A 21,811-nucleotide genomic window follows, 5' to 3' on the forward strand; every position below is an offset into this window, starting at 1 on the left:
GTGGTCTGATGCTCGGCATCCGGCCTCGCTCGAAGGAACGGGAACGGAATGACCGACAACAAAGACGACAAGACAATCGGCGTGAAGAAGACACTCACCCTGAAGCCCTCGGGGTTGAGCCAGGGTACCGTGCGCCAGGACATGGGGCGCGGCCGTACGAAGTCGGTCGTCGTCGAGACGGTGAAGCGCCGCCCGACCCGTCCGCTGGACGAAAAGCCCATTACACCCATTGCAGCACCTGCCGCTCAGGCACCTGCCCCGGCACAGGCTCAGGCACCGGCACCCGTCGCTGCCCGCCCGGCCGCTGCCCCCACCCCGACGCCGACCCGCGTGCATCAGCCGACGCCGCAGCCGCAGCGTCCCCAGCAGCCGCAGCGTCCTCAGTCCTCGCAGCCGCAGCGCCCGCAGCCTTCGCAGCCGCCTCGTCAGCAGGAGCGTCCTCGCGGCGCCGTGCTGCACGACCTGTCGGCCGGCGAGATGGAAGCCCGTCGTCGCGCGCTGGCAGAAGCCCAGGTTCGCGAAGTCGAGGAAGCCAAGCAGCGTGTGATCGAAGAGGCGCGCCGCAAGGCCGAAGCCGAGGAAGCCGCTCGCCTGGCAGCCGAAGAAGCTGCACGCCGCGCCGCAGAACCGCAGCCCGAGCCGCAGCCGGAACCGGAAGTTGCCGCCGAGCCCACTGCAGAGCCAGTGGCTGCCGCGCCCGCTCCGGTGAACCGCACGGCAATCCCGCAGCCCGGCGCGCCCGGCTTCGTGCGCAGAAGCAAGACAAATGACGAGGATGAAGGCCGCGCTGCGCCCCGGACAATTCCGGGCCGTGGCAAGGTCGCCATGCCTGTCGTCGCCAAGGTGCCTGCCCGTCCGAAGGTCGAGGAAGACCGTCGCCGTGGCAAGCTGACCGTTACGACCGCCAATGTCGATGACGACGGTACGTCGCGCGGCCGTTCGCTGTCTGCCATGCGCCGCCGGCAGGAGAAGTTCCGCCGCAGCCAGATGCAGGAAACGCGCGAAAAGGTCATGCGCGAAGTCATCCTGCCTGAGACCATCACCATTCAGGAACTGTCGCAGCGCATGTCCGAGCGCGCCGTCGACGTCATCAAGTACCTGATGAAGGAAGGCCAGATGATGAAGCCGGGCGACGTCATCGACGCCGACCTTGCCGAACTCATCGCGACCGAATTCGGCCACACCGTCAAGCGCGTCTCTGAATCCGACGTCGAAGAAGGTATCTTCAACGTCAAGGACGACGAAGGCGAGCTGGTATCGCGTCCTCCGGTCGTCACCATCATGGGTCACGTTGACCACGGCAAGACCTCGCTTTTGGACGCGATCCGCAAGACTTCGGTCGTTTCAGGCGAAGCCGGCGGCATCACCCAGCACATCGGCGCCTATCAGGTCGAGCAGAACGGCCAGAAGATCACCTTCATCGATACCCCCGGCCACGCCGCCTTTACCGCGATGCGTGCCCGTGGCGCCCAGGCGACGGATATCGCGATCCTCGTGGTTGCAGCCGACGACAGCGTGATGCCGCAGACGATTGAATCGATCAACCACGCCAAGGCGGCCAATGTGCCGATCATCGTGGCGATCAACAAGATCGACAAGCATGAGGCAAACCCCGAAAAGGTTCGCCAGCAACTTCTGCAGCATGAAGTCTTCGTCGAATCCATGGGCGGTGAAGTGCTCGACGTCGAAGTTTCGGCGAAGAACAAGCTCAACCTCGACAAGCTGCTCGAAGCCGTGCTTCTGCAGGCCGAAATTCTCGACCTCAAGGCCGACCCGACGCGAACCGCCGAGGGTGTTGTCATCGAAGCCCAGCTCGATCGTGGCCGCGGCGCGGTTGCGACCGTTCTCGTCCAGAAGGGCACACTGAAGCCGGGCCAGATCATCGTTGCCGGCGATCAGTGGGGCCGCGTTCGCGCGCTCGTCACCGACCAGGGTGCTCACGTCAAGGAAGCCGGTCCGGCGATGCCGGTCGAAATCCTCGGCCTGTCGGGTACGCCTGCTGCCGGCGACCGCTTTGCGGTCGTTGAAAACGAGGCACGCGCTCGTGAAATCTCCGAGTACCGCCAGCGCCTGGCGCGCGACAAGGCGGCTGCCCGCCAGTCCGGTCAGCGCGGTTCGCTCGAACAGATGATGAGCAAGCTGCAGAACACGGGCTTCAAGGAGTTCCCGCTGGTCATCAAGGGTGACGTGCAGGGTTCCGTCGAAGCCATTGTTGCTGCCCTCGACAAGCTTGGCACCGACGAAGTGCGGGCCCGGATCGTCCATTCGGGTGCGGGCGCCATCACGGAATCGGATATCGCACTGGCTGAGTCTTCGGACGCCGCGATCATCGGCTTCAACGTTCGTGCCAATGCACAGGCGCGCACGGCAGCCGAGCGTGGCGGTATCGAGATCCGCTACTACAACATCATCTACGATCTGGTGGATGACGTGAAGGCAGCGATGTCGGGCCTGCTCTCTCCAGAGCGCCGCGAGACCTTCCTCGGCAATGCCGAGATCCTCGAGGTGTTCAACATCACCAAGACCGGCAAGGTCGCGGGTTGCCGGGTCATCGAAGGCAAGGTCGAACGTGGTGCGGGTGTGCGTCTGGTGCGCGACAACGTCGTCATCCACGAAGGCAAGCTCAAGACGCTCAAGCGCTTCAAGGACGAAGTGTCCGAAGTGCCGATGGGTCAGGAATGCGGTATGGCCTTCGAAAACTACGAAGACATCCGCGCCGGCGACACGATCGAGTGCTTCCGCGTGGAACACATCACGCGTACGCTCTAAGCGCGGCCGCTTCGACACGATCTACTTCGGGCGCCGGATCTTCCGGCGCTCGCTGTATTTCGAGAAGGTGCCGCCTGTTCCACAGGCCGGCTCCAGACGACTTCATCCGATGCATCCGGACGCAACCGCTTTGTGGACTGCATGACCGATGCGAAAGGCAAGACGACCATGACAAAACCAACCTCTTCGGCACCTTCGCAGCGCATGCTGCGCGTCGGCGAGCAGGTGCGTGCCGCCATCACTCAGGTGCTTCAGCGCGGGGAAGTGAATGACGACGTCATCGAAAAAACGGTGATTTCGGTGTCTGAAGTGCGCATGTCGCCGGATCTTAAGATGGCGACCGCCTATGTGGCGCCGCTTGGGGTTTCCGACCATGATGCCGTCATCGCGGCGCTCAACAAACATGCGAAGTTTATTCGCGGGCGGATCGGCGGGCAACTTCGGCAGATGAAATATATGCCGGAAGTGCGGTTCCGCGACGATACCAGCTTCGACAATTACCAGAAGATCGACGCTTTGCTTCGCTCGCCTGAGGTTCAGCGCGACCTCGGCTCCGACGACGAACAAGACTAAGAAAAGACATCCATGTCCAAACCCAGAAAGCCCAAGGGCCGTCCGATTTCGGGCTGGCTCATCCTCGACAAGCCTGTCGATTTCGGTTCGACCGAGGCGGTTGGCAAGATCAAATGGCTGTTCAACGCCCAGAAGGCGGGACATGCCGGCACGCTCGATCCGCTGGCATCGGGCATGCTGCCGATCGCGCTCGGCGATGCGACCAAGACCGTGCCTTACGTGATGGATGGGCGGAAGATCTACGAATTCACCGTGACCTGGGGTGAAGAGCGTTCGACCGATGACCTCGAGGGCGAAGTGACCGAGAGCTCCGACCAGCGTCCGAGCGAAGAAGCGATCCGCGCCCTGCTGCCGACTTATACGGGTGTCATCCACCAGATCCCGCCGCAGTTTTCCGCGATCAAGATCGCCGGCGAGCGCGCTTACGACCTTGCTCGGGAAGGCGAGACGGTCGAGATCCCGTCGCGCGAGGTCGAGGTTCACCGGCTGACGCTGCTGAAATGCGAGGCCGACCGGGCCTTTTTCGAAGTGGAATGCGGCAAGGGCACCTATGTGCGCTCGCTTGCGCGTGATTTCGGCCGTGACCTCGGTTGCTACGGCCATATCTCCGAGCTGCGCCGCAGCTATGTTGCGCCCTTTGCCGAGGAGATGATGGTGCCGCTCGCCGATCTCGTCGCGCTCGAAGCGATCGAGGACAAGGACGAGCGTCTCGCGGCACTCGATGCCTTCCTCGTCGATACGGCGGAAGCGCTGTCGGCCCTGCCCCAGCTTCGGATCACCGAAGATCAGGCGCATCGACTGCGGATGGGCAATCCGATCATCGTGCGCGGACGGGATGCGCCGGTTTCCGAACCCGAGGCGGTGGCGCTATCCGGCAGCAAGCTGATTGCGATCGGCGAGATTGCCGGCGGTGAGTTTCATCCGCGTCGGGTGTTCAACTGAAAAATCTGCCGCCGCCTGCTCTTTTCTTTGGCATCTTTCCTTATGCCCGGGAATAGAGTATAGGCGGCACCAGCTTGTGCCTATGGCGCATGCATTCACGGCCAATGCTGGACGACATCCCGGCGTTTGGCGACCTGTTTCTCCTTATTCTAGAAAGGATCCACGATGTCGATCACTGCAGAGCGCAAGGCCGCCCTCATCAAGGAATACGCAATCAAGGAAGGCGACACCGGTTCTCCGGAAGTTCAGGTCGCAATCCTGACCGAGCGTATCACCAACCTGACGGAACACTTCAAGGGTCACAAGAAGGACAACCACTCGCGTCGTGGCCTTCTGACCATGGTTTCGACCCGCCGTTCGCTTCTCGACTATGTCAAGAAGCAGGACGAGGCTCGTTACACCAGCCTGATCACCCGTCTCGGCATCCGCCGCTAAACAGTTCCCGGCGGATCTTCGTCTCGAAGATCCGCCGGTTGCCTTTCCGGGTCAGGCCAATGAACCCGACCCCCGTCCCGCGCATGGATTTGCCCGAGACGACTGACAGGCCGGATGGGCCGGTCCTGTCGATACCAACCGATGACCTGTCATGGGGCAGGATTGTTGGATGCTTCCGCGCCAAAGGCGAATTGCGGGATGACCCGCCGGATCCGAAGCCTCCCACTGTCTTGCCCGTGATCGCGTCAGCACATTGCAGATGCTGCGAGCCCCCTTCACCGGCGGCCCGGTGCTGCATATGAAGGACAAGATATGTTTGATGTTCACAGCGTTGAAATCGAGTGGGCAGGCCGCCCGCTGAAGCTGGAAACGGGCAAGATCGCCCGCCAGGCCGACGGCGCCGTTCTCGCCACCTATGGTGAAACCGTTGTTCTCGCCACCGTCGTTTCGGCCAAGTCGCCGAAGCCGGGCCAGGACTTCTTCCCGCTCACCGTCAACTACCAGGAAAAGACCTATGCCGCCGGCAAGATCCCGGGCGGCTATTTCAAGCGCGAAGGTCGTCCGTCGGAAAAGGAAACGCTGGTTTCCCGCCTGATCGACCGCCCGATCCGCCCGCTCTTCCCGGAAGGCTACAAGAACGACACCCAGGTCGTCGTTACCGTCGTTCAGCACGACCTTGAAAACGATCCGGACATCCTGTCGATGGTTGCCGCTTCGGCTGCGCTGACGCTCTCCGGCGTGCCCTTCATGGGCCCCGTCGGTGGTGCACGCGTCGGCTACATCAACGGCGAATATGTTCTCAACCCGCATCTCGACGAGATGGATGAATCGGTGCTCGACCTCGTCGTCGCCGGCACGTCGGACGCCGTTCTGATGGTGGAATCGGAAGCCAAGGAACTGAACGAAGACGTCATGCTTGGCGCCGTCATGTTCGGCCATCGCGGTTTCCAGCCGGTCATCGACGCGATCATCAAGCTTGCCGAAGTGGCTGCCAAGGAACCGCGCGAATTCGAACCGGAAGATCATTCCGCTCTCGAAGCCGAAATGCTTTCGATTGCCGAAACCGAGCTGCGCGCCGCCTACAAGATCACCCAGAAGGCTGATCGTTACGCTGCCGTCGACGCCGTCAAGGCCAAGGTGAAGGCTCACTTCTTCCCGGAAGGCGAAGAGGCAAAATATTCGGCTGAAGTCATCGGCGCCGTCTTCAAGCACCTGCAGGCGAAGATCGTTCGCTGGAACATCCTCGACACCAAGAGCCGCATCGACGGCCGTGACCTGGAAACGGTTCGCGCCATCGTTTCGGAAGTCGGCATCCTGCCGCGCACGCATGGTTCGGCCCTCTTCACCCGTGGCGAAACGCAGGCGATCGTTGTCGCCACGCTCGGCACTGGCGAAGACGAACAGTATGTCGATAGCCTGACCGGCATGTACAAGGAACGCTTCCTTCTGCATTACAACTTCCCGCCCTACTCGGTCGGTGAAACCGGTCGCATGGGCTCCCCGGGCCGCCGCGAAATCGGCCATGGCAAGCTCGCCTGGCGCGCTATCCGCCCGATGCTGCCGTCGGCTGACCAGTTCCCCTACACGCTGCGTGTCGTCTCCGAGATCACCGAGTCGAACGGCTCGTCCTCGATGGCAACCGTCTGCGGCACTTCGCTTGCCCTGATGGACGCCGGCGTTCCCTTGGCAAAGCCGGTTGCCGGTATCGCCATGGGTCTCATCCTCGAAGGCGAGCGCTTTGCGGTTCTCTCCGACATCCTGGGTGACGAAGACCACCTCGGCGACATGGACTTCAAGGTTGCGGGTACTGCCGACGGCATCACCTCGCTGCAGATGGACATCAAGATCGCCGGCATCACCGAAGAGATCATGAAGGTCGCTCTCGGCCAGGCCCAGGGCGGTCGCAAGCACATCCTCGGCGAAATGGCGAAGGCACTGACCGAAAGCCGTGGCCAGCTCGGCGAATTCGCTCCGCGCATCGAAGTGATGAACATCCCGGTCGACAAGATCCGTGAAGTCATCGGTTCGGGCGGCAAGGTCATCCGCGAAATCGTCGAAAAGACCGGCGCCAAGATCAACATCGAAGACGACGGCACGATCAAGATCGCTTCGTCCTCCGGCAAGGAAATCGAAGCGGCCCGCAAGTGGATCCACTCGATCGTCGCCGAACCGGAAGTTGGCGTGATCTACGAAGGTACCGTTGTGAAGACCGCCGACTTCGGCGCCTTCGTCAACTTCTTCGGTTCGCGTGACGGCCTCGTGCACATCTCGCAGCTGGCGTCCGAGCGCGTTGCCAAGACCTCCGACGTCGTCAAGGAAGGCGACAAGGTCTGGGTCAAGCTGATGGGCTTCGACGAGCGCGGCAAGGTTCGCCTTTCGATGAAGGCTGTCGACCAGACGACCGGCAAGGAAATCGTTGCTGAGAAGAAGGACGGCGAAACCGCCGCTGAATAAGCGCGCTTTCGTTCGATCCAATCCGAGGCGCGGGAGATATCCCGCGCCTTTTTCGTACGCCCCACAACCTGCACGTCCGCCCGAAGAGAAGACCAAGCCATGAGCCACGACACGCTGAAGACCCTGTTTCATCCCTTTGCGACCGAAGCGGTTCCGCTGCCCGGCGCAGATCAGCGCTTTCTCTTTCTCGGCGCCGAGGCCGGCTTCGCCAAGCCTGAGGGTTTCGAGGCGAAGCTCACGGTCGTGCAGGACTTCCGGCCAGAATTCCGACGGCTGGAGATGAGCCACCAGAAGCCGGTGGCGACCGTCGACGGCGAAGATTTCGACGGTGCGCTGATCCTGTGCAGCAAACACAAGGGTCTTAACGAGGACCATATTGCCGAGGCGCTGCGTCGCGTGAAGGCGGGGGGCCTGATCATGATCGCGGGCGCCAAGGAAGAAGGCATCCTGCCGCTGCGCAAGCAACTCGACCGGCTGGGCCTCTCGCCGGACTCGACGCCGAAATATCACGGCGTCGCCGTCTGGTTCTCCGTTCCCGCCGATATGTCGGCTGCGATCGCCGCGCTGACGGCCAAGACCGTCATGATCGAGGGACGCTTCGAGACCAAGGCTGGCCTGTTTTCGCATGCCCATGTCGACGAGGGATCTGAATTGCTCGCGAGCCGTCTGCCGACGGACTTTGACGGCAATGCCGCCGATTTCGGCGCCGGCTGGGGCTATCTGTCGGTGATGCTGGCAGAGGCTTCCCCGCGAACCAACCGCATCGATCTGTTCGAGGCGAGCCATGCGGCGCTGGAGCATGCCAAGCGCAATCTCGCCCGCAACCATCCCGATCTCACCACGCGCTTCTTCTGGCAGGATCTGGCCGCCGAGCCGACCAAGGAGAAGTACGACCTCGTGATCATGAACCCGCCTTTCCACGAAGGGCATGCCGCCGAGCCTTCGATTGGTGCTGCGATGATCAAGGCGGCATTCGACGCGTTGCGCAATGGTGGCAGCCTGCTGATGGTTGCCAATCGCGGCCTGCCCTATGAGCCGGTGCTGGCGACCCATTTCAAGCAGCATGGCGAGGTCTGCCGCAATGCGCGCTTCAAGGTGCTTTGGGCCAAGCGCTGATCCGGTCCGGTTTCACGCCGGAGTGATAGCTTGACCAGGGGTGAGCGCTCGACTCTGTGCGCGCCTTGCCTTACCATTTCATGCCAAGATCTTCCCTTTGGGCGACAGGGAATGGCATGTCCGGTCGGAACCTCACCGATGAATTGACGACTGTGGCAGGCCTTGCCTCCGCCGTGGTCGTGCATGCACAATCCTACGGCATCGATATCAACCCCATTTGCAAGGCGCTGGAGATCGATCCGGCCTGTTTCCAGGACATGACGGCGCGGATCAGTCTCGATCGCCTGTGCCGGCTTCTGGAGGCCTGTGCGCTTCTCTCCAATGACGAGGCTTTCGGCGTGACCAGCGTCAAGGCCTACGAAGCAGGATCGACCGGTCCCTTCGGCTATGGCCTGATGTCGGCACCAACAGGGCTCGATCTCGTCCGCTTCCTCGACCAGCATATCCAATACGTTACCCATACCAGCTACTCCCGGCTGGTGACCGACGCGCAGGGCGCGCATCTGTCGTGGACGTTTGCGCCGATCATCGTCAAACGTGACCAGTATGTCGACATGTCTGTCGGGCTCGTCATGCAGCGGGTGCGAGACTTGGCGGGCGCCACGGCAGATTTCGTCGAGGTGGAGCTCGAACGGCCACGACCGCGCAATCTCCAGCCCTTCCGGCACTATTTGTCAAAACGCGTCAGCTTCGGTGCCGGCATGAACTGCGTGCATTTTCCGCAGGCCTTTCTGGAGACCCACAATCCGACCGGCGACCGGCGGCTCTTCGAGCTGATGGACCTGCAGTGCCGGAGCCTGAGGCCCCCCACCGCTGAATTGCCAAGCGACTTTGTCGATCAGGTTCGACGACATCTTCTGGTGCATGTTTCGCAGGACGACTATCCGCTTTCCGAGATCGCCCCCTATTTCGGCCTGTCGGAGCGGACGTTCCAGCGACGGCTGGCAGAACATGGCACGAGCCTCAACGAACTTCGCGACGGCATCCGGCGGGATGTCAGCTACAATCTCCTGACCGAGAGCGAATTGCCCATTTCGGAAATCTGCTACCGGCTGGGCTATTCCGCGCCGAGTGCGTTCACCCGCTCGGTTACGCGCTGGTTCGGTTCGACACCGAGCGAAGTGCGGGAGCGAAAGTCGGCTTAGAGGCTGACTCCTTGACAAGAGCGACGGGATGCGGTGTCATCGGGACAGCCTGAAAAACAAGGCTCTCCATTAAGCGCTTTATTAGCGTGCGCCGATAAGTTTTTGGCGCTCAGGGTTAAGGACATTCCTCGCGATCTCCGTATAACCGCGCGCTGACGCCATGGCTTGCATGGCATTCTCCCATGGTACTTCCCAGCAATGACAATGATGATGACCGATCCCCATAAGGCGCTCGGGCAGGAGCCCGGTTTCTCCTTGCTGACCGACAGGGAAATTCGTTGTCTGCAACTCGTCGCAGAAGGCAAGCGGCTGGAGGATGCGGGCAATATCCTCGTGCTGTCACAGGAAGACGTCAGCAATGCACTGGCCTCCGCGCAGATCAAGCTCGAGGCGCGCAACCTGTTTCACGCTGTCAGCATTGCCATGCTGATGGGTGTCATCAAGCACACCGATCCCTTTCAACCGAAGTAAGCCGTGCTCCCACGGCTGGCGGACCACTTCGGATGGCGATGGCCTGGTGCGGAAACGCGCCAGGCCTTTTCCGTTGTTGGGTTGGACGCCTTCTCCAAACGACAATGGGGCAGCCGAAGCCACCCCATTTAAACGTCAGCAATTGCTCGCCTGAGCCTTAGCCGTTGTGGCGCTGGAAGACGAGCGTGGCGTTGGTACCGCCGAAGCCGAAGGAGTTCGACAGGACCGTGTCGATCTTGGCGTTGTCGATGCGCTTGCGCACGACCGGCACGCCTTCGAATTCCGGATCGAGTTCGGTGATGTGGGCGCTCTCGCCGATGAACTTTTCCTGCATCATCAACAGGCCGTAAATCGATTCCTGCACGCCGGCGGCACCGAGCGAGTGACCAGTCAGTGACTTGGTCGACTGGATGTGCGGGATCTTATCGCCGAAGACTTCGCGGATCGCTCCGATTTCCTTCGAATCGCCCACTGGCGTCGAGGTGCCGTGGGTGTTGATGTAATCGACTTCGCCAGTGACAGTCGCCAGCGCCTGACGCATGCAGCGGATCGCACCTTCCCCCGAGGGAGCGACCATGTCGTAACCGTCGGAGGTTGCGCCATAGCCGACGACTTCGGCATAGATCTTGGCGCCACGGGCCTTGGCATGCTCCAGCTCTTCCAGAACGAGAACGCCGGCGCCGCCTGCGATGACGAAACCGTCACGCGAGACGTCATAGGCGCGGGATGCCGTTGCGGGCGTGTCGTTGTACTTCGACGACATGGCACCCATGGCGTCGAACAGGCTCGACATAGACCAGTCCAGATCCTCATGGCCGCCGGCAAAGACCATGTCCTGCTTGCCCCACTGGATCATCTCATAGGCATTGCCGATGCAGTGCGCCGAGGTCGAGCAGGCGGACGAGATCGAATAGTTGACGCCGTGCAGCTTGAACCAGGTGGCGAGTGTGGCGGATGCCGTGGACGACATGGCCTTCGGCACGGCAAACGGGCCGATGCGCTTCGGGCTCTTGTTCTGGCGGACGATATCGGCGGCTTCGACGATCTGGCGGGTGGAGGGACCACCGGAGCCCATGATGATGCCGACGCGTTCGTTCTGCTGATAATCGGCGTCTTCGAGACCGGCGTCTGCAATCGCCTGCTTCATGGCGACATGGTTCCAGGCGCCGCCCTGGGACAGGAAGCGCATGGCGCGGCGATCGACCAGATCGGTCGGATCGAGCGTCGGCTTGCCCCAGACCTGGCAACGGAAACCGTTTTCGGCGAAATCGGGAGAAAAGGTGATGCCGGATTTGGCATCCCGCAGCGATGCGGTGACTTCGGCGGCATCGGCACCGATGGAAGACACGATGCCAAGACCTGTTACTACAACCCGTCTCATCTCTCAGACCTTCTTCATGAACTTCAGGTGTGGACGGGGCCGATCAGGCCGCCTTGTCCTTCGACAGACCGACACGCAGGTCGGTTGCCTGATAGATAGTTTCGCCATCGGCCTTTAACCAGCCGTCGGCGGTACCAAGAACCAGACGACCGCGCATGACGCGCTTGAAGTCGATGCCGTATTCGAGAAGCTTGGTGTCCGGACGGACCATGCCCTTGAACTTTACTTCGCCGGTTGACAGTGCCATGCCGCGACCCGGCTCGCCGAGCCAGCCGAGGAAAAAGCCAGTCAACTGCCACATGCCATCGAGGCCGAGGCAGCCGGGCATGATCGGGTTGCCCTGGAAGTGGCAGGGGAAATACCAGTCGTCGGGACGGACGTCGTATTCGGCGCGGATGTAACCCTTGTCGAAGGCGCCGCCGGTTTCCGAGATGTCGGTGATCCGGTGGACCATCAACATCGGCGGCAGCGGCAGCTGCGCATTGCCAGGGCCGAAGAGTTCGCCACGACCGCAGGAGAGGATTTCATCGTAATTGTAGCTGGATTGTCTCGTTGTCATCGTTCTTCTTCTTCCCCCCTCTGCTTCACATGTCCGGACCCAATAGACCAAGACGGCGGCAAATTGAAGCCTTGCCGGTCACCGGCTATCGACGTAGCGCATCCCAGAGGCCGGTATTTCCTATTTCTTCTTCGTCGCATACAGGAAGCAAAAGACCATCACCAGACCCAATGGGCCTAAAAATCGGCGCTTGCAGGCCCCGTTTCGGCTTGTCCCCACCCAAACTATTGAAACCGCCGGGTTTTGCGGCTATATCCGTCTCACGGCATAGATATGCTTGCAGACAACTGGAGTTCGTCTTTGACGATGGCATCCTGCCAGACCGGCATCGAGCTGAAACTGCGTCGTTCGGGCCTGCGCCCGACGCGGCAACGCATTGCGTTGGCAGGTCTTCTGTTTGCCAAGGGTGACCGGCATCTGACGGTGGAAGAACTGCATGAAGAGGCGATCGCCGCCGACTTCCCGGTTTCGCTGGCGACCGTCTACAACACGCTGCATCAGTTCACGGAAGCCGGGCTGATCCGGGTACTCGCGGTCGAAAGCGCGAAGACCTATTTCGACACGAATGTGTCCGACCACCACCACTTCTTCGTCGAAGGTGAAAACACCGTTCTCGACATCCCCGTGAACAACATCTCCATCGAGAACCTGCCGGCACCGCCGCAGGGAATGGAAATTGCGCATGTGGACGTCGTTATTCGGCTTCGCCCGAAACAGGCCTGATCTTCACATCACTTCATCCGGATGGCGGCCGGGCCTGCGCTTGTAGGTCGGGAAGGTCCAGCCGAAATAAAGCGCGCCACCGCGGATGATGAAGGCTGCGAGCACGCCGGCGAGCGAGGCGAGATACAGCGGTGCGCCCAGTTCATTCGCAAGCGTAAAGACCGCCGCTCCGGATAGTGCCGCCGTGATGTAGATTTCCGGGCGCAGCAGGACGGAGGGCTCGTTGGCGAGCAAATCGCGGAGCACGCCGCCGAAACTTGCCGTCAAGGTTCCGGTGACGATCGCGATTGTTGGCGAGCCCGTGGCGGCCAGCCCCTTGACCGCACCCATGACGCAATAGGCCGAAAGACCGATGGCATCGAGCCAGATGAGCAGGCGATACCGCGATTCCACCAGATGGGCGGTGAAAAAGACCAGAGCGCCGACGGCACAGCAGACGAGGATGTAATTGGGATTAATCACCCAGAAAACGGGCGTACGCCCCAGAACGATATCGCGAACCGTGCCACCGCCGACGCCGGTTGCAACCGCAAAGAAGAGGAAGCCGATCATGTCGAGCTGCTTGCGGGAGGCCGCGAGCGCGCCCGTTGCAGCGAACAGGGCGACGCCGGCATAATCGAGATAAGACAACAGCGACATAGGCCCCTCCCCTTGCACCCCTCCGGGACTGCACGGCTAGATTTGAATCACGCCGTTAACGCCGAGGCAAGCCGCAGGGGCTAGAGTTTCAGCACTTCCAGCGGCCATTTGATTCGGAGCACCGACCGTGTCGTTCCTCAAGCACCTGTTCATTGCTCTTACTATCGCGCTGTCCGCGTCTCATGCGGCGGCAGAGCAGGAACTGCTGAAAGATCCGGAAATGTACGAGAAGACGCATTACGCCAAGCGTTGCAGCGAGGTGAAATACGGTGCGGGCTTCATCGACCGGATCGACATCAACAATGACGGCATTCCGGACGCGGTGACCAATAGCAGCGAAATCATGTGCGATGGCGTGCGCGGTCCCGACTGCACCGCCGAGGGCTGCCCGTTCAACTTCTACCTCCAGGTCAAGGAGGGCGGCTATTTCATGATCGCCACGGCGCAGATGTATTCCTATGACTTCATCAAGCGCTTCGGCAACATGGTCTTCGTGCTCAAGATGCATCCGCGCTATTGCGAGCGCGACGAAGGTGCCGAACCTTGCGAAATGACCGTGCGCGTGCGCGGAACCAAATTTCTGACGATCTCCAAGAAATAAGACGTCTCAAGGCGCGGGAAAGACCGCGTCGATTCGGCCGAGGGCACGATAGGCCAGAAGGCCCAGCCATTCGCGGGTGGCGGTTGCCATCTGCTGGGCGTTCCGCGTCGGCTGGGTGAAATCGAGGCCGAGGCCAACCTTGCCGGTGGTGCGGAAATCCGTGGGCCATGGCGTGACGGTGATACCCGCCTTGCGGAACAGGCCGACCGAACGCGGCATGTGGAAGGCCGACGTGATCAGCAGGCAATCGGCAAGGCCGTTTTGCGCGAGAATCTGACGGCTGTTCTGCACGTTTTCATCCGTGTTTCGCGAGGTGATCTCGGTCACGAGACGATCAGCCGGCAGGCCAAAAGCTCCGAAGAAGCGCAGGGATGCCGCCGCATCTCCCTCATAGGCGCCGCTCAACGAGCCATCGCCACCCGACACGAGGATCTTTGCCTGCGGATGGAGTAGTGCCAGCCGGAGCGCCTCGACGAAGCGGTCGGCGGACTGGTTGAGCTCGATGCCGCCTCTGGCCGTTGTCACTTCCGTTTCGAAGGCACCGCCGAGCACGATCATGCAGGCGACATTTGCGGGATCGGCTGAAGGACGGGGAAATCGGGCTTCGAGTGTCTGCAACAGATAAGAGCCGGTCGTGGTGTAGAGCGTGACGAAGAGGAGCAGCAGGGCCACCGACAGAAGGCTTACAGCCATTCGCCGGAAACGCATCAGGATGAGCGCGAGCATGCAGAGCAGGAAGACGAGCGAGAGAGGCTGAATGGCCATCCAGAAGAGTTTCGACAATACGAACATGGTCGCTCCTTGGTCCTGAGGCTTGCGCGGCCGATCGGCGAAGTTGCGGGTCCAACGCTGCCTTCCGTTACGTCAGCTTCGCTCAAGCAGGCGTTACTAGAAGCTCGTCCCACTGTCATCCTTCGCACCGGACTTTTTTGAGGAGTGGACCATGCGCTTCGCCATCGACACCGTGGACGATTCCGGCAATGACCGCATCTATATCGGAACGCCGATCGGCATCACCGAAAACGCGCTGCGCCTGCAGCTGCGCGAAGGCGAAGTGAAGCTAGAGATCCGCAAGATCATCGACTGGTTCCAGATCGACCGCAGCGAGAACGGGGAAAAGGTGGAGCTGTTGCCGCGGTGATATGATGGCGGGTCGATCGGACCCGTCATGGCCACAGGACGGATGATATTCCGACACTCGATGACCTGAGACCGGCACCGGTCTTACAAGCAGATATTCTTGGAAAAATTTGGTGGAGCTAAGCGGGATCGAACCGCTGACCTCTTGCATGCCATGCAAGCGCTCTCCCAGCTGAGCTATAGCCCCATCAGGGTACCGGTTAATTTCCGGCTCCGGGAACCCCGTGGAAAGCACCGCTTTCGTCGGGGTGGCGGCTTGATACTTCCGGTCGTCGGAGATGGCAAGCCGAAAAATGAAAGCCCGGGCATTTTTTTAAACCCGGGCTCGAAATCCTTGAAAAATCAGACTTCGTCGTCGTCGCCGGGGACGCCGATGAGACCGGTCATATCGTCGTCGTCATCGTCTTCGTCGGCTTCCAGGAAGGTGTCGTCGTCATCACCGTCGATCTCGACGTCGTCATCGCCCATGTCGGGGATGTCGTCGCCCGATGCCTCGTCGGCATCTTCGAGGGAGACGAGTTCGACATCCGTGTTTTCGGTATCGACTTCGGCGACTTCCTCTTCCTCAGCCTTCTCCATGATGGCTGCGACCGAGGTTTCCTCGAAATAGGAAAGCGGCCAGGACTTGCCCGTGTACGGCGACACGATCGGGTCCTTGTTCAGGTCGTAGAATTTCTTGCCCGTGTCGGGGCAAGTGCGTTTCGTTCCAAGTTCTGCCTTCGCCACTGTCAAAGCCTCATGAAGTCGTGAAGAATAGGGGCATGCGCCTAGCGCCCGGCACGAGGCCGGCCAAACTGTAGTCGGTCCCCTTAATCGCTGCCACCGCGTCTGTCAAAGGCAATCTGCGGGTGAAACGCCGGAGCGTCTGGGATCGGCCCGCGCCATGGGCAATCACTGCTCGTGTCACCGCCTCGCTTGGCAAGGGGCGCCAAGCTTTGTATCAGGCATCAAAGGGAAGCATGGATCGAAAGGACCGGTATGATCATCGCCATCGACGGGCCGGCGGCCGCCGGTAAGGGGACCTTGTCGCGCAGGATTGCCGAGACTTACGGTTTTCACCACCTCGACACCGGCCTGACCTATCGGGCCACCGCCAAGGCACTGCTGGATGCGGGGCTGCCGCTCGACGACCAGGCGATTGCGGAAAAGGTTGCCCGGGAGCTCGACCTCGGCGGCCTGGACCGAGATGTGCTTTCGGCGCACGACATCGGCGAGGCGGCGTCGAAGATCGCCGTGATGCCGGCGGTGCGCCGGGCGCTGGTCGAGGCGCAGCGGGCCTTTTCTACCCGTCTGCCCGGCACCGTGCTCGACGGGCGTGACATCGGCACCGTGGTATGCCCGCAGGCCCCGGTGAAGCTCTATGTAACCGCCTCTCCGGAGGTGCGCGCCAGGCGGCGTTACGACGAGATCATCGCCAAGGGTGCGAGCGCCGATTTCGATGCCATTTTCGAGGATGTGAAGAAGCGCGACGAGCGGGACATGGGACGGGCCGACAGCCCTTTGAAACCAGCCGAAGACGCGCACTTGCTAGACACGTCCGAAATGAGTATAGAGGCCGCATTCTCGGCGGCGAAGGTCTTGATCGACGCTGCCCTGACAAAACTGCGCTGATCTGGAACCGGCCGAGCCGTTTTCCGTTTCAGTTGGCCACTTCCCCGTCCCCGCGCCGGACAGCTCTCCACAGAGAGCGGATGGAGGATTTGGTCCCGACCAACACGAACCACCGGCGCTATCCGCATCCCAATGGATGCGACTAGGAGATTTCATGTCTGTTTCTACCCCGTCGCGCGAGGACTTTGCAGCCCTCCTCGAGGAATCCTTTGCCAAGACCGACCTGGCCGAAGGCTATGTTGCCAAGGGCATCATCACCGCCATCGAGAAGGACGTCGCTATCGTTGACGTCGGCCTCAAGGTCGAAGGCCGCATCGCGCTGAAGGAATTCGGTGCACGCGCCAAGGACGGCACGCTCAAGGTCGGCGACGAAGTTGAAGTTTACGTCGAGCGCATCGAAAACGCTCTCGGCGAAGCTGTTCTGTCGCGCGAAAAGGCGCGTCGTGAAGAAAGCTGGATCAAGCTCGAAGCCAAGTTCGAAGCTGGCGAGCGCGTTGAAGGCGTCATCTTCAACCAGGTCAAGGGCGGCTTCACGGTTGACCTCGACGGCGCCGTTGCCTTCCTTCCGCGTTCGCAGGTGGACATCCGTCCGATCCGCGACGTGACCCCGCTGATGCACAACCCGCAGCCCTTCGAAATCCTCAAGATGGACAAGCGTCGCGGCAACATCGTTGTATCGCGTCGTACGGTTCTCGAAGAAAGCCGTGCCGAGCAGCGTTCTGAAATCGTTCAGAACCTCGAAGAAGGCCAGGTTGTTGACGGCGTCGTCAAGAACATCACCGATTACGGTGCGTTCGTTGACCTCGGCGGCATCGACGGCCTGCTGCACGTCACCGACATGGCATGGCGCCGCGTCAACCATCCTTCGGAAATCCTGTCCATCGGCCAGTCGGTCAAGGTTCAGATCATCCGTATCAACCAGGAAACCCACCGCATCTCGCTCGGCATGAAGCAGCTCGAGTCGGATCCGTGGGATGGCATCGCTGCCAAGTACCCGGTTGGCAAGAAGATCTCCGGTACCGTCACGAATATCACCGACTACGGTGCATTCGTCGAGCTGGAGCCGGGCATCGAAGGCCTGATCCACATCTCGGAAATGTCCTGGACGAAGAAGAACGTTCATCCCGGCAAGATCCTCTCGACCACGCAGGACGTCGATGTCGTCGTTCTCGAAGTCGATCCGTCGAAGCGCCGTATCTCGCTCGGTCTCAAGCAGACCCTCGAGAACCCGTGGCAGGCATTTGCCTACAGCCATCCGGCCGGCACTGAAGTCGAAGGCGAAGTCAAGAACAAGACCGAATTCGGCCTGTTCATCGGCCTCGAAGGCGACGTTGACGGCATGGTTCACCTCTCGGATCTCGACTGGAACCGTCCGGGCGAACAGGTCATCGAAGAGTACAACAAGGGTGACGTGGTCAAGGCTGTCGTTCTCGACGTCGACGTCGAGAAGGAACGCATCTCGCTCGGCATCAAGCAGCTCGGCAAGGACTCGGTCGGCGATGCCGCCGCTTCCGGCGACCTGCGCAAGAACGCCGTCGTTTCGTGCGAAGTCATCGGCATCAACGATGGCGGCATCGAAGTGAAGCTGGTCAACCACGAAGACATCACGTCCTTCATCCGCCGCGCCGATCTGGCACGCGATCGTGACGATCAGCGTCCGGAGCGTTTCTCGGTCGGTCAGGTTGTCGACGCCCGCGTCACCAACTTCTCCAAGAAGGACCGCAAGGTCATGCTGTCGATCAAGGCTCTCGAGATCGCAGAAGAGAAGGAAGCCGTCGCACAGTTCGGTTCGTCCGACTCTGGCGCTTCGCTCGGCGACATTCTGGGTGCAGCGCTCAAGAACCGCAACAACGACTAATCCTCGCTGTTGACTGAATAAAAGAACCCGCCGGGAGCGATCCCGGCGGGTTTTTTATTGCATCATCGGCGGATGTTCAGACGAAATCGGAGAGACGCAGATAGAGCGCCTGGGCCGGGTCCGGTTCGGGAGAGGGCAAGGTTGCGATGACATTTGCCGCATCTAGAGAAGAGGTCGCGGGGTCGAGATCGGGCTGACCGTCGGTCTCGTCGGCTTCGATTTCTGCGCCTGACGTCTCAAGGGTATTTCGCGGATCCTGGCCAGAAGGCTCGTCTCCGGATGCCTCGTTCCTGTCGTCTTCAGCGGACTGTTCGGGCTCCGCGTCATCCTCGGCGTCCTTCCGGACTGCCTTGACGGGAACGGGATCATGATCCGTTTCAATCACGTAATTGACGAAGGCGAGCGGCAGACCATTGCCATGGATCCCGCTCCGGCTGGGCTCCTGATGGTCCGATAGCGGTATCGACGTGGTGAGGGCGAGGCGCTCCTCCAGGTGGACGGGACGGTCTGCTGACGGGAGATCAACCTCATTGATTACGCTCTCCGGTAGCACGGAGGCCGTTGATGGCTTGATCGTTGGCTCCGGCTCTTCCGGTCTGTCGGCCATCAGAGCTTCGAAGGCGAGGTTCGCCATGTCCGGTTGATCCTCGGCAGCGTAAAGCGCCAAAAGGGTGCGGATAAGCTCGATTTCGGCCACTTCCTCCAGAAGATGCGCCGGGAGCGACGGGTGCGGTGAGGAGGACGTACCGGCAACCGGCGCCGGCAGCGGGTGGGCGACATCGTCCCTGCCGTCTAATCCTTCTTCGGTATCTTGCGTGGCGGGCAGCACGGTAAGTTTAGCAGGATCGGCCTCGGCCTCGACATCTGGCTCTCTTTCTGCCAGCGCCGCAACAGAGGGGCTTGCGCGTTCCGTTATCGAGGGGGAAATGGTCGCGGCGGGCAACGTTTCGGCGGACGCGGCCATGCTGGCGCGCATCTGGCGCAGACGGGAAAGCGTTTCCGAATCACCGCCTTCGCCCGCAGCATTTGCATCACCGGGTGACGCAGCCCCCCTGACAGTGGCCCGCTCTTCTTCTTCCGCCTGCCCTGTGACTGTGGCCGCAGCGAAGATGGGCGTTTCTGCCGGTCTCGAAGGTCCGGCTGTTGCGGATACGAGCGACGCCGTCTGGCCCGTCGGCAGGGACGCAGACGGTCTTGGCGTGCGGACGGTGTTGGCGGACTCCGCAAGGGGCGGCGCGCGGGTCAGATCGCCATTCTGTCGATAGGAAGAAATGATCGCGCGGGCGCCGGGGTCTCGCTCCTTCTGGCGATAAAGTTCCAGATAGATCGCGAGCGTCGCTGCTTCCGGACCCTGGGGATTTCGCAGCGCCTGGAGCAGGGTTCGCAATTGCAGGCCGGCAAAGGCCTCGGACAGGAGAGCCCTCAGTTTTTGCTGTTCTGCCGGGGCCAAAGTTGCGATGGCATCGATCAGTCGCGCGGCAAAGGCTGTGAGAGGTTCGTTGGGTTCCTGCTTCATCTTGAGCACAGAGGCGAGAACCTCCGTGAGGATGACCAGGTTCTGCGACATGCGCTCAGGCGCGCTCAGCAGCATGATGTTGAGATTGCCAGCAATGGCCGTTGCCGCACTCGTCGAATAGGGTTCTTCCGTCACCTGAGCGGCCACGCGATCAGGGTTGCGGCTTTCCGCGACGGTGCGGTTCTCCGAAATGGGCTGATACAGGTTCGTCTGGGCGCTGACGGGACCAAGCATGGCGACCTCTCGCGTTCAGGGCGCCAGTCGCTGCACGGGCTCCTTTGCCTCTCGTCAAACGGCTAAGGGGAACCTCCAAAGCGGCGGCGCGTCTTCCTGCTTCAAGGGCGAGTGTCGCAAAACATGGTTAACGAAACGCTAATTCCATCGGAGCTGCCCTGGACGCTCAAGCTTCGCGCATACCTGGACTGGCAAACTGCCTGCCGGCGGCCTTGCGCCGCACAACTTTTATGGGCGCCAGCATGACATCCAATCTCATCCTGAACACGGACAGCTACAAACTCGGGACCTATCTTCAGTATCCTCAGGATACGCGGGCCGTCAGCGCCTTTGTCACGACGCGCGGTGGTTCGTTCCGGCCCGAGGTGATGTTCTTCGGGCTGCAGATGTTTCTCAAGGACTACCTGTCGAAACCGGTAACGCGGATGGATGTGGCGGAAGCCGAAGAGGTGGCTGCCGCCCATGGCCAACCTTTCGATAAGGCGGGGTGGCTGCATATCGTTGAGGCCCATGGCGGTCTGTTGCCGCTCCGGATCGAGGCGCTGCCGGAAGGCACGGCACTGCGACGGGGCGTGCCGATCGTGCAGGTGGTCAATACCGACCCTGCCCTGCCTTGGCTCACCTCGCATATAGAAACATCGCTGCTGCGGGCCATCTGGTATCCCTCGACGGTCGCCACGACGGCCTGGCGGCTGCGCCTGGCGATCCTGCCCTTTCTTGAGCGCACCACCGACGATCCGCAGGCGCTGCAGCCGAGCCGGATTAGCGATTACGGGTGCCGCAGCACGTCGAGCGTCGAGCAGTCGGCCATCGGCGGGGCAGCCCATCTCGTGCATTTTCACTCGTCCGATTCGCTTCCCGGCATCCTGCAGGCGCGACGCGCCTATGGGGCGAGCATGCCCGCATCCTCGATCCCGGCGGCAGAACACGGTACAATCACGGCCTGGGGGCAGGATCGGGAGGTGGACGCCTATTCCCACCTGATCGACAAGTTCAGCAAGTTCGGCGCCTATTCCGTCGTCTCCGACAGCTATGACCTGCACAATGCCGTGACCGAAATCTGGGGCAAGAAGCTGCAGACAAAAGTGCGCGCGGCCGGCGCGACGCTCGTGGTCCGTCCCGACAGCGGCGATCCGATCGACACACCCGTGCAGGTGGTCGCGCAACTGGCCTATGCCTATGGTACGCGGCTGAATGGCAAGGGCTTCAAGGTGCTGGATGCCAATGTGCGGGTGATCCAGTCCGACGGCGTCTCGATCCAGGATATCCAGATGATCCTGGGACGGCTGGAGGGCATGGGCTTTTCGGCGGAAAACATCTCGTTCGGGATGGGCTCGGGCCTGTTGCACAAGATCAACCGCGACACGCTTTCCTTCACCATGCGCGCAAGCGCGGTGCAGAATGCGGCCGGGGCGTGGCGCGAGATCGGCCGTCGGTCCACCAATCCGCAGGAAAAGCCAGTCATGACCGGCCGCGTGGCGGCGATTGCCGACGGGGCAGACATCGTGGCCATTCCGCTATCGGACCTCGGGACGCGGCAAAACCTGCTTCAGCCGGTCTGGGAAAACGGTCGCTTGCTGAAAGACTGGAGCTTCGACGAGATCCGCGCGCGGGCGAGCGCCGCAAGCGTTTCGGCCTGAAACG

At 61.4% G+C, this 21,811-nt stretch carries 20 protein-coding genes and 1 tRNA gene; 14 read left to right on the forward strand and 7 right to left on the reverse strand.

Annotated features, from left to right (window positions below; genetic code table 11):
• The first annotated feature begins 48 nt into the window (after positions 1-48).
• From infB to ASE36_RS07940, 8 genes are all read left to right on the forward strand, one after another.
• Complete coding sequence (gene infB, locus ASE36_RS07905) at positions 49-2,769, forward strand: translation initiation factor IF-2 (RefSeq protein WP_062277365.1); 2,721 nt, start codon at positions 49-51, stop codon at positions 2,767-2,769.
• 168 nt (positions 2,770-2,937) lie between these two features.
• The gene (gene rbfA, locus ASE36_RS07910) at positions 2,938-3,342 is read left to right on the forward strand and encodes a 30S ribosome-binding factor RbfA (RefSeq protein WP_062278205.1); all 405 of its coding nucleotides are present in this window, start codon (positions 2,938-2,940) and stop codon (positions 3,340-3,342) included.
• Positions 3,343-3,354: 12 nt separating this feature from the next.
• A complete protein-coding gene (truB, locus tag ASE36_RS07915) occupies positions 3,355-4,284 on the forward strand; it encodes a tRNA pseudouridine(55) synthase TruB (protein ID WP_062277369.1) in 930 nt (309 codons plus the stop codon).
• A gap of 165 nt (positions 4,285-4,449) precedes the next feature.
• Positions 4,450-4,719 (forward strand): 30S ribosomal protein S15, encoded by a 270-nt coding sequence (gene rpsO, locus ASE36_RS07920; protein ID WP_062277372.1) that lies wholly within the window; start codon positions 4,450-4,452, stop codon positions 4,717-4,719.
• Between the two features lie 312 nt (positions 4,720-5,031).
• Entirely contained in the window at positions 5,032-7,173 is a 2,142-nt protein-coding gene (pnp, locus tag ASE36_RS07925) for a polyribonucleotide nucleotidyltransferase (RefSeq protein ID WP_062277375.1), read from the forward strand.
• 99 nt (positions 7,174-7,272) lie between these two features.
• On the forward strand, positions 7,273-8,289 hold the full coding sequence (locus tag ASE36_RS07930) for a class I SAM-dependent methyltransferase (protein WP_062277377.1): 1,017 nt from the start codon (positions 7,273-7,275) through the stop codon (positions 8,287-8,289).
• A gap of 116 nt (positions 8,290-8,405) precedes the next feature.
• Positions 8,406-9,434 (forward strand): AraC family transcriptional regulator, encoded by a 1,029-nt coding sequence (locus tag ASE36_RS07935; RefSeq protein WP_062277380.1) that lies wholly within the window; start codon positions 8,406-8,408, stop codon positions 9,432-9,434.
• A 204-nt stretch (positions 9,435-9,638) separates the two neighbouring features.
• The gene (locus ASE36_RS07940; RefSeq protein WP_244474681.1) at positions 9,639-9,905 is read left to right on the forward strand and encodes a helix-turn-helix domain-containing protein; all 267 of its coding nucleotides are present in this window, start codon (positions 9,639-9,641) and stop codon (positions 9,903-9,905) included.
• A gap of 157 nt (positions 9,906-10,062) precedes the next feature.
• Here the strand turns inward: ASE36_RS07940 and fabB are convergent, their stop codons facing one another.
• Together fabB and fabA are read right to left on the reverse strand one after the other, a co-directional pair.
• Positions 10,063-11,286, reverse strand: coding sequence for a beta-ketoacyl-ACP synthase I (gene fabB, locus ASE36_RS07945; protein WP_062277383.1), 1,224 nt, complete (start codon positions 11,284-11,286; stop codon positions 10,063-10,065).
• 43 nt (positions 11,287-11,329) lie between these two features.
• On the reverse strand, positions 11,330-11,845 hold the full coding sequence (gene fabA, locus ASE36_RS07950) for a 3-hydroxyacyl-[acyl-carrier-protein] dehydratase FabA (RefSeq protein WP_062277386.1): 516 nt from the start codon (positions 11,843-11,845) through the stop codon (positions 11,330-11,332).
• 306 nt (positions 11,846-12,151) lie between these two features.
• Here fabA and irrA point away from each other — a divergent pair, with 306 nt between their 5' ends.
• Complete coding sequence (gene irrA, locus ASE36_RS07955; RefSeq protein WP_062277389.1) at positions 12,152-12,568, forward strand: iron response transcriptional regulator IrrA; 417 nt, start codon at positions 12,152-12,154, stop codon at positions 12,566-12,568.
• A gap of 3 nt (positions 12,569-12,571) precedes the next feature.
• Here irrA and ASE36_RS07960 read toward each other — a convergent pair whose 3' ends face one another.
• Positions 12,572-13,207, reverse strand: coding sequence for a trimeric intracellular cation channel family protein (locus ASE36_RS07960; RefSeq protein ID WP_062277392.1), 636 nt, complete (start codon positions 13,205-13,207; stop codon positions 12,572-12,574).
• Between the two features lie 127 nt (positions 13,208-13,334).
• Here ASE36_RS07960 and ASE36_RS07965 point away from each other — a divergent pair, with 127 nt between their 5' ends.
• Positions 13,335-13,808 carry a hypothetical protein gene (locus ASE36_RS07965; protein WP_062277395.1) on the forward strand — a complete coding sequence of 158 codons (474 nt, stop codon included), beginning with the start codon at positions 13,335-13,337 and terminating at the stop codon, positions 13,806-13,808.
• Positions 13,809-13,814: 6 nt separating this feature from the next.
• On the opposite strand, the gene ASE36_RS07970 is transcribed toward ASE36_RS07965, so the two are convergent.
• Positions 13,815-14,600 (reverse strand): YdcF family protein, encoded by a 786-nt coding sequence (locus ASE36_RS07970; protein ID WP_062277398.1) that lies wholly within the window; start codon positions 14,598-14,600, stop codon positions 13,815-13,817.
• Between the two features lie 151 nt (positions 14,601-14,751).
• On the opposite strand from ASE36_RS07970, the gene ASE36_RS07975 reads away from it, so the two are divergent.
• The gene (locus tag ASE36_RS07975; protein WP_062277401.1) at positions 14,752-14,949 is read left to right on the forward strand and encodes a hypothetical protein; all 198 of its coding nucleotides are present in this window, start codon (positions 14,752-14,754) and stop codon (positions 14,947-14,949) included.
• 110 nt (positions 14,950-15,059) lie between these two features.
• Here ASE36_RS07975 and ASE36_RS07980 read toward each other — a convergent pair.
• Both ASE36_RS07980 and ASE36_RS07985 read right to left on the reverse strand, forming a co-directional pair.
• Positions 15,060-15,135, reverse strand: a tRNA-Ala gene (locus ASE36_RS07980).
• A gap of 155 nt (positions 15,136-15,290) precedes the next feature.
• Entirely contained in the window at positions 15,291-15,674 is a 384-nt protein-coding gene (locus ASE36_RS07985; protein ID WP_062277405.1) for a TIGR02300 family protein, read from the reverse strand.
• 252 nt (positions 15,675-15,926) lie between these two features.
• Between ASE36_RS07985 and cmk the strand changes: the two genes are divergently transcribed.
• Together cmk and rpsA are read left to right on the forward strand one after the other, a co-directional pair.
• Complete coding sequence (cmk, locus tag ASE36_RS07990; protein WP_062277408.1) at positions 15,927-16,559, forward strand: (d)CMP kinase; 633 nt, start codon at positions 15,927-15,929, stop codon at positions 16,557-16,559.
• Positions 16,560-16,713: 154 nt separating this feature from the next.
• Complete coding sequence (gene rpsA, locus ASE36_RS07995) at positions 16,714-18,417, forward strand: 30S ribosomal protein S1 (protein ID WP_062277411.1); 1,704 nt, start codon at positions 16,714-16,716, stop codon at positions 18,415-18,417.
• Positions 18,418-18,493: 76 nt separating this feature from the next.
• Here rpsA and ASE36_RS08000 read toward each other — a convergent pair whose 3' ends face one another.
• Positions 18,494-20,167, reverse strand: coding sequence for a hypothetical protein (locus ASE36_RS08000; RefSeq protein ID WP_062277415.1), 1,674 nt, complete (start codon positions 20,165-20,167; stop codon positions 18,494-18,496).
• 242 nt (positions 20,168-20,409) lie between these two features.
• Here ASE36_RS08000 and ASE36_RS08005 point away from each other — a divergent pair, with 242 nt between their 5' ends.
• Positions 20,410-21,807: a nicotinate phosphoribosyltransferase gene (locus ASE36_RS08005; protein WP_062278209.1), complete on the forward strand. Its 1,398-nt coding sequence runs from the start codon at positions 20,410-20,412 to the stop codon at positions 21,805-21,807.
• The last annotated feature ends 4 nt before the right edge of the window (positions 21,808-21,811 follow it).

It is taken from the genome of Rhizobium sp. Root274 (assembly GCF_001429245.1).
GTDB lineage: Bacteria > Pseudomonadota > Alphaproteobacteria > Rhizobiales > Rhizobiaceae > Allorhizobium.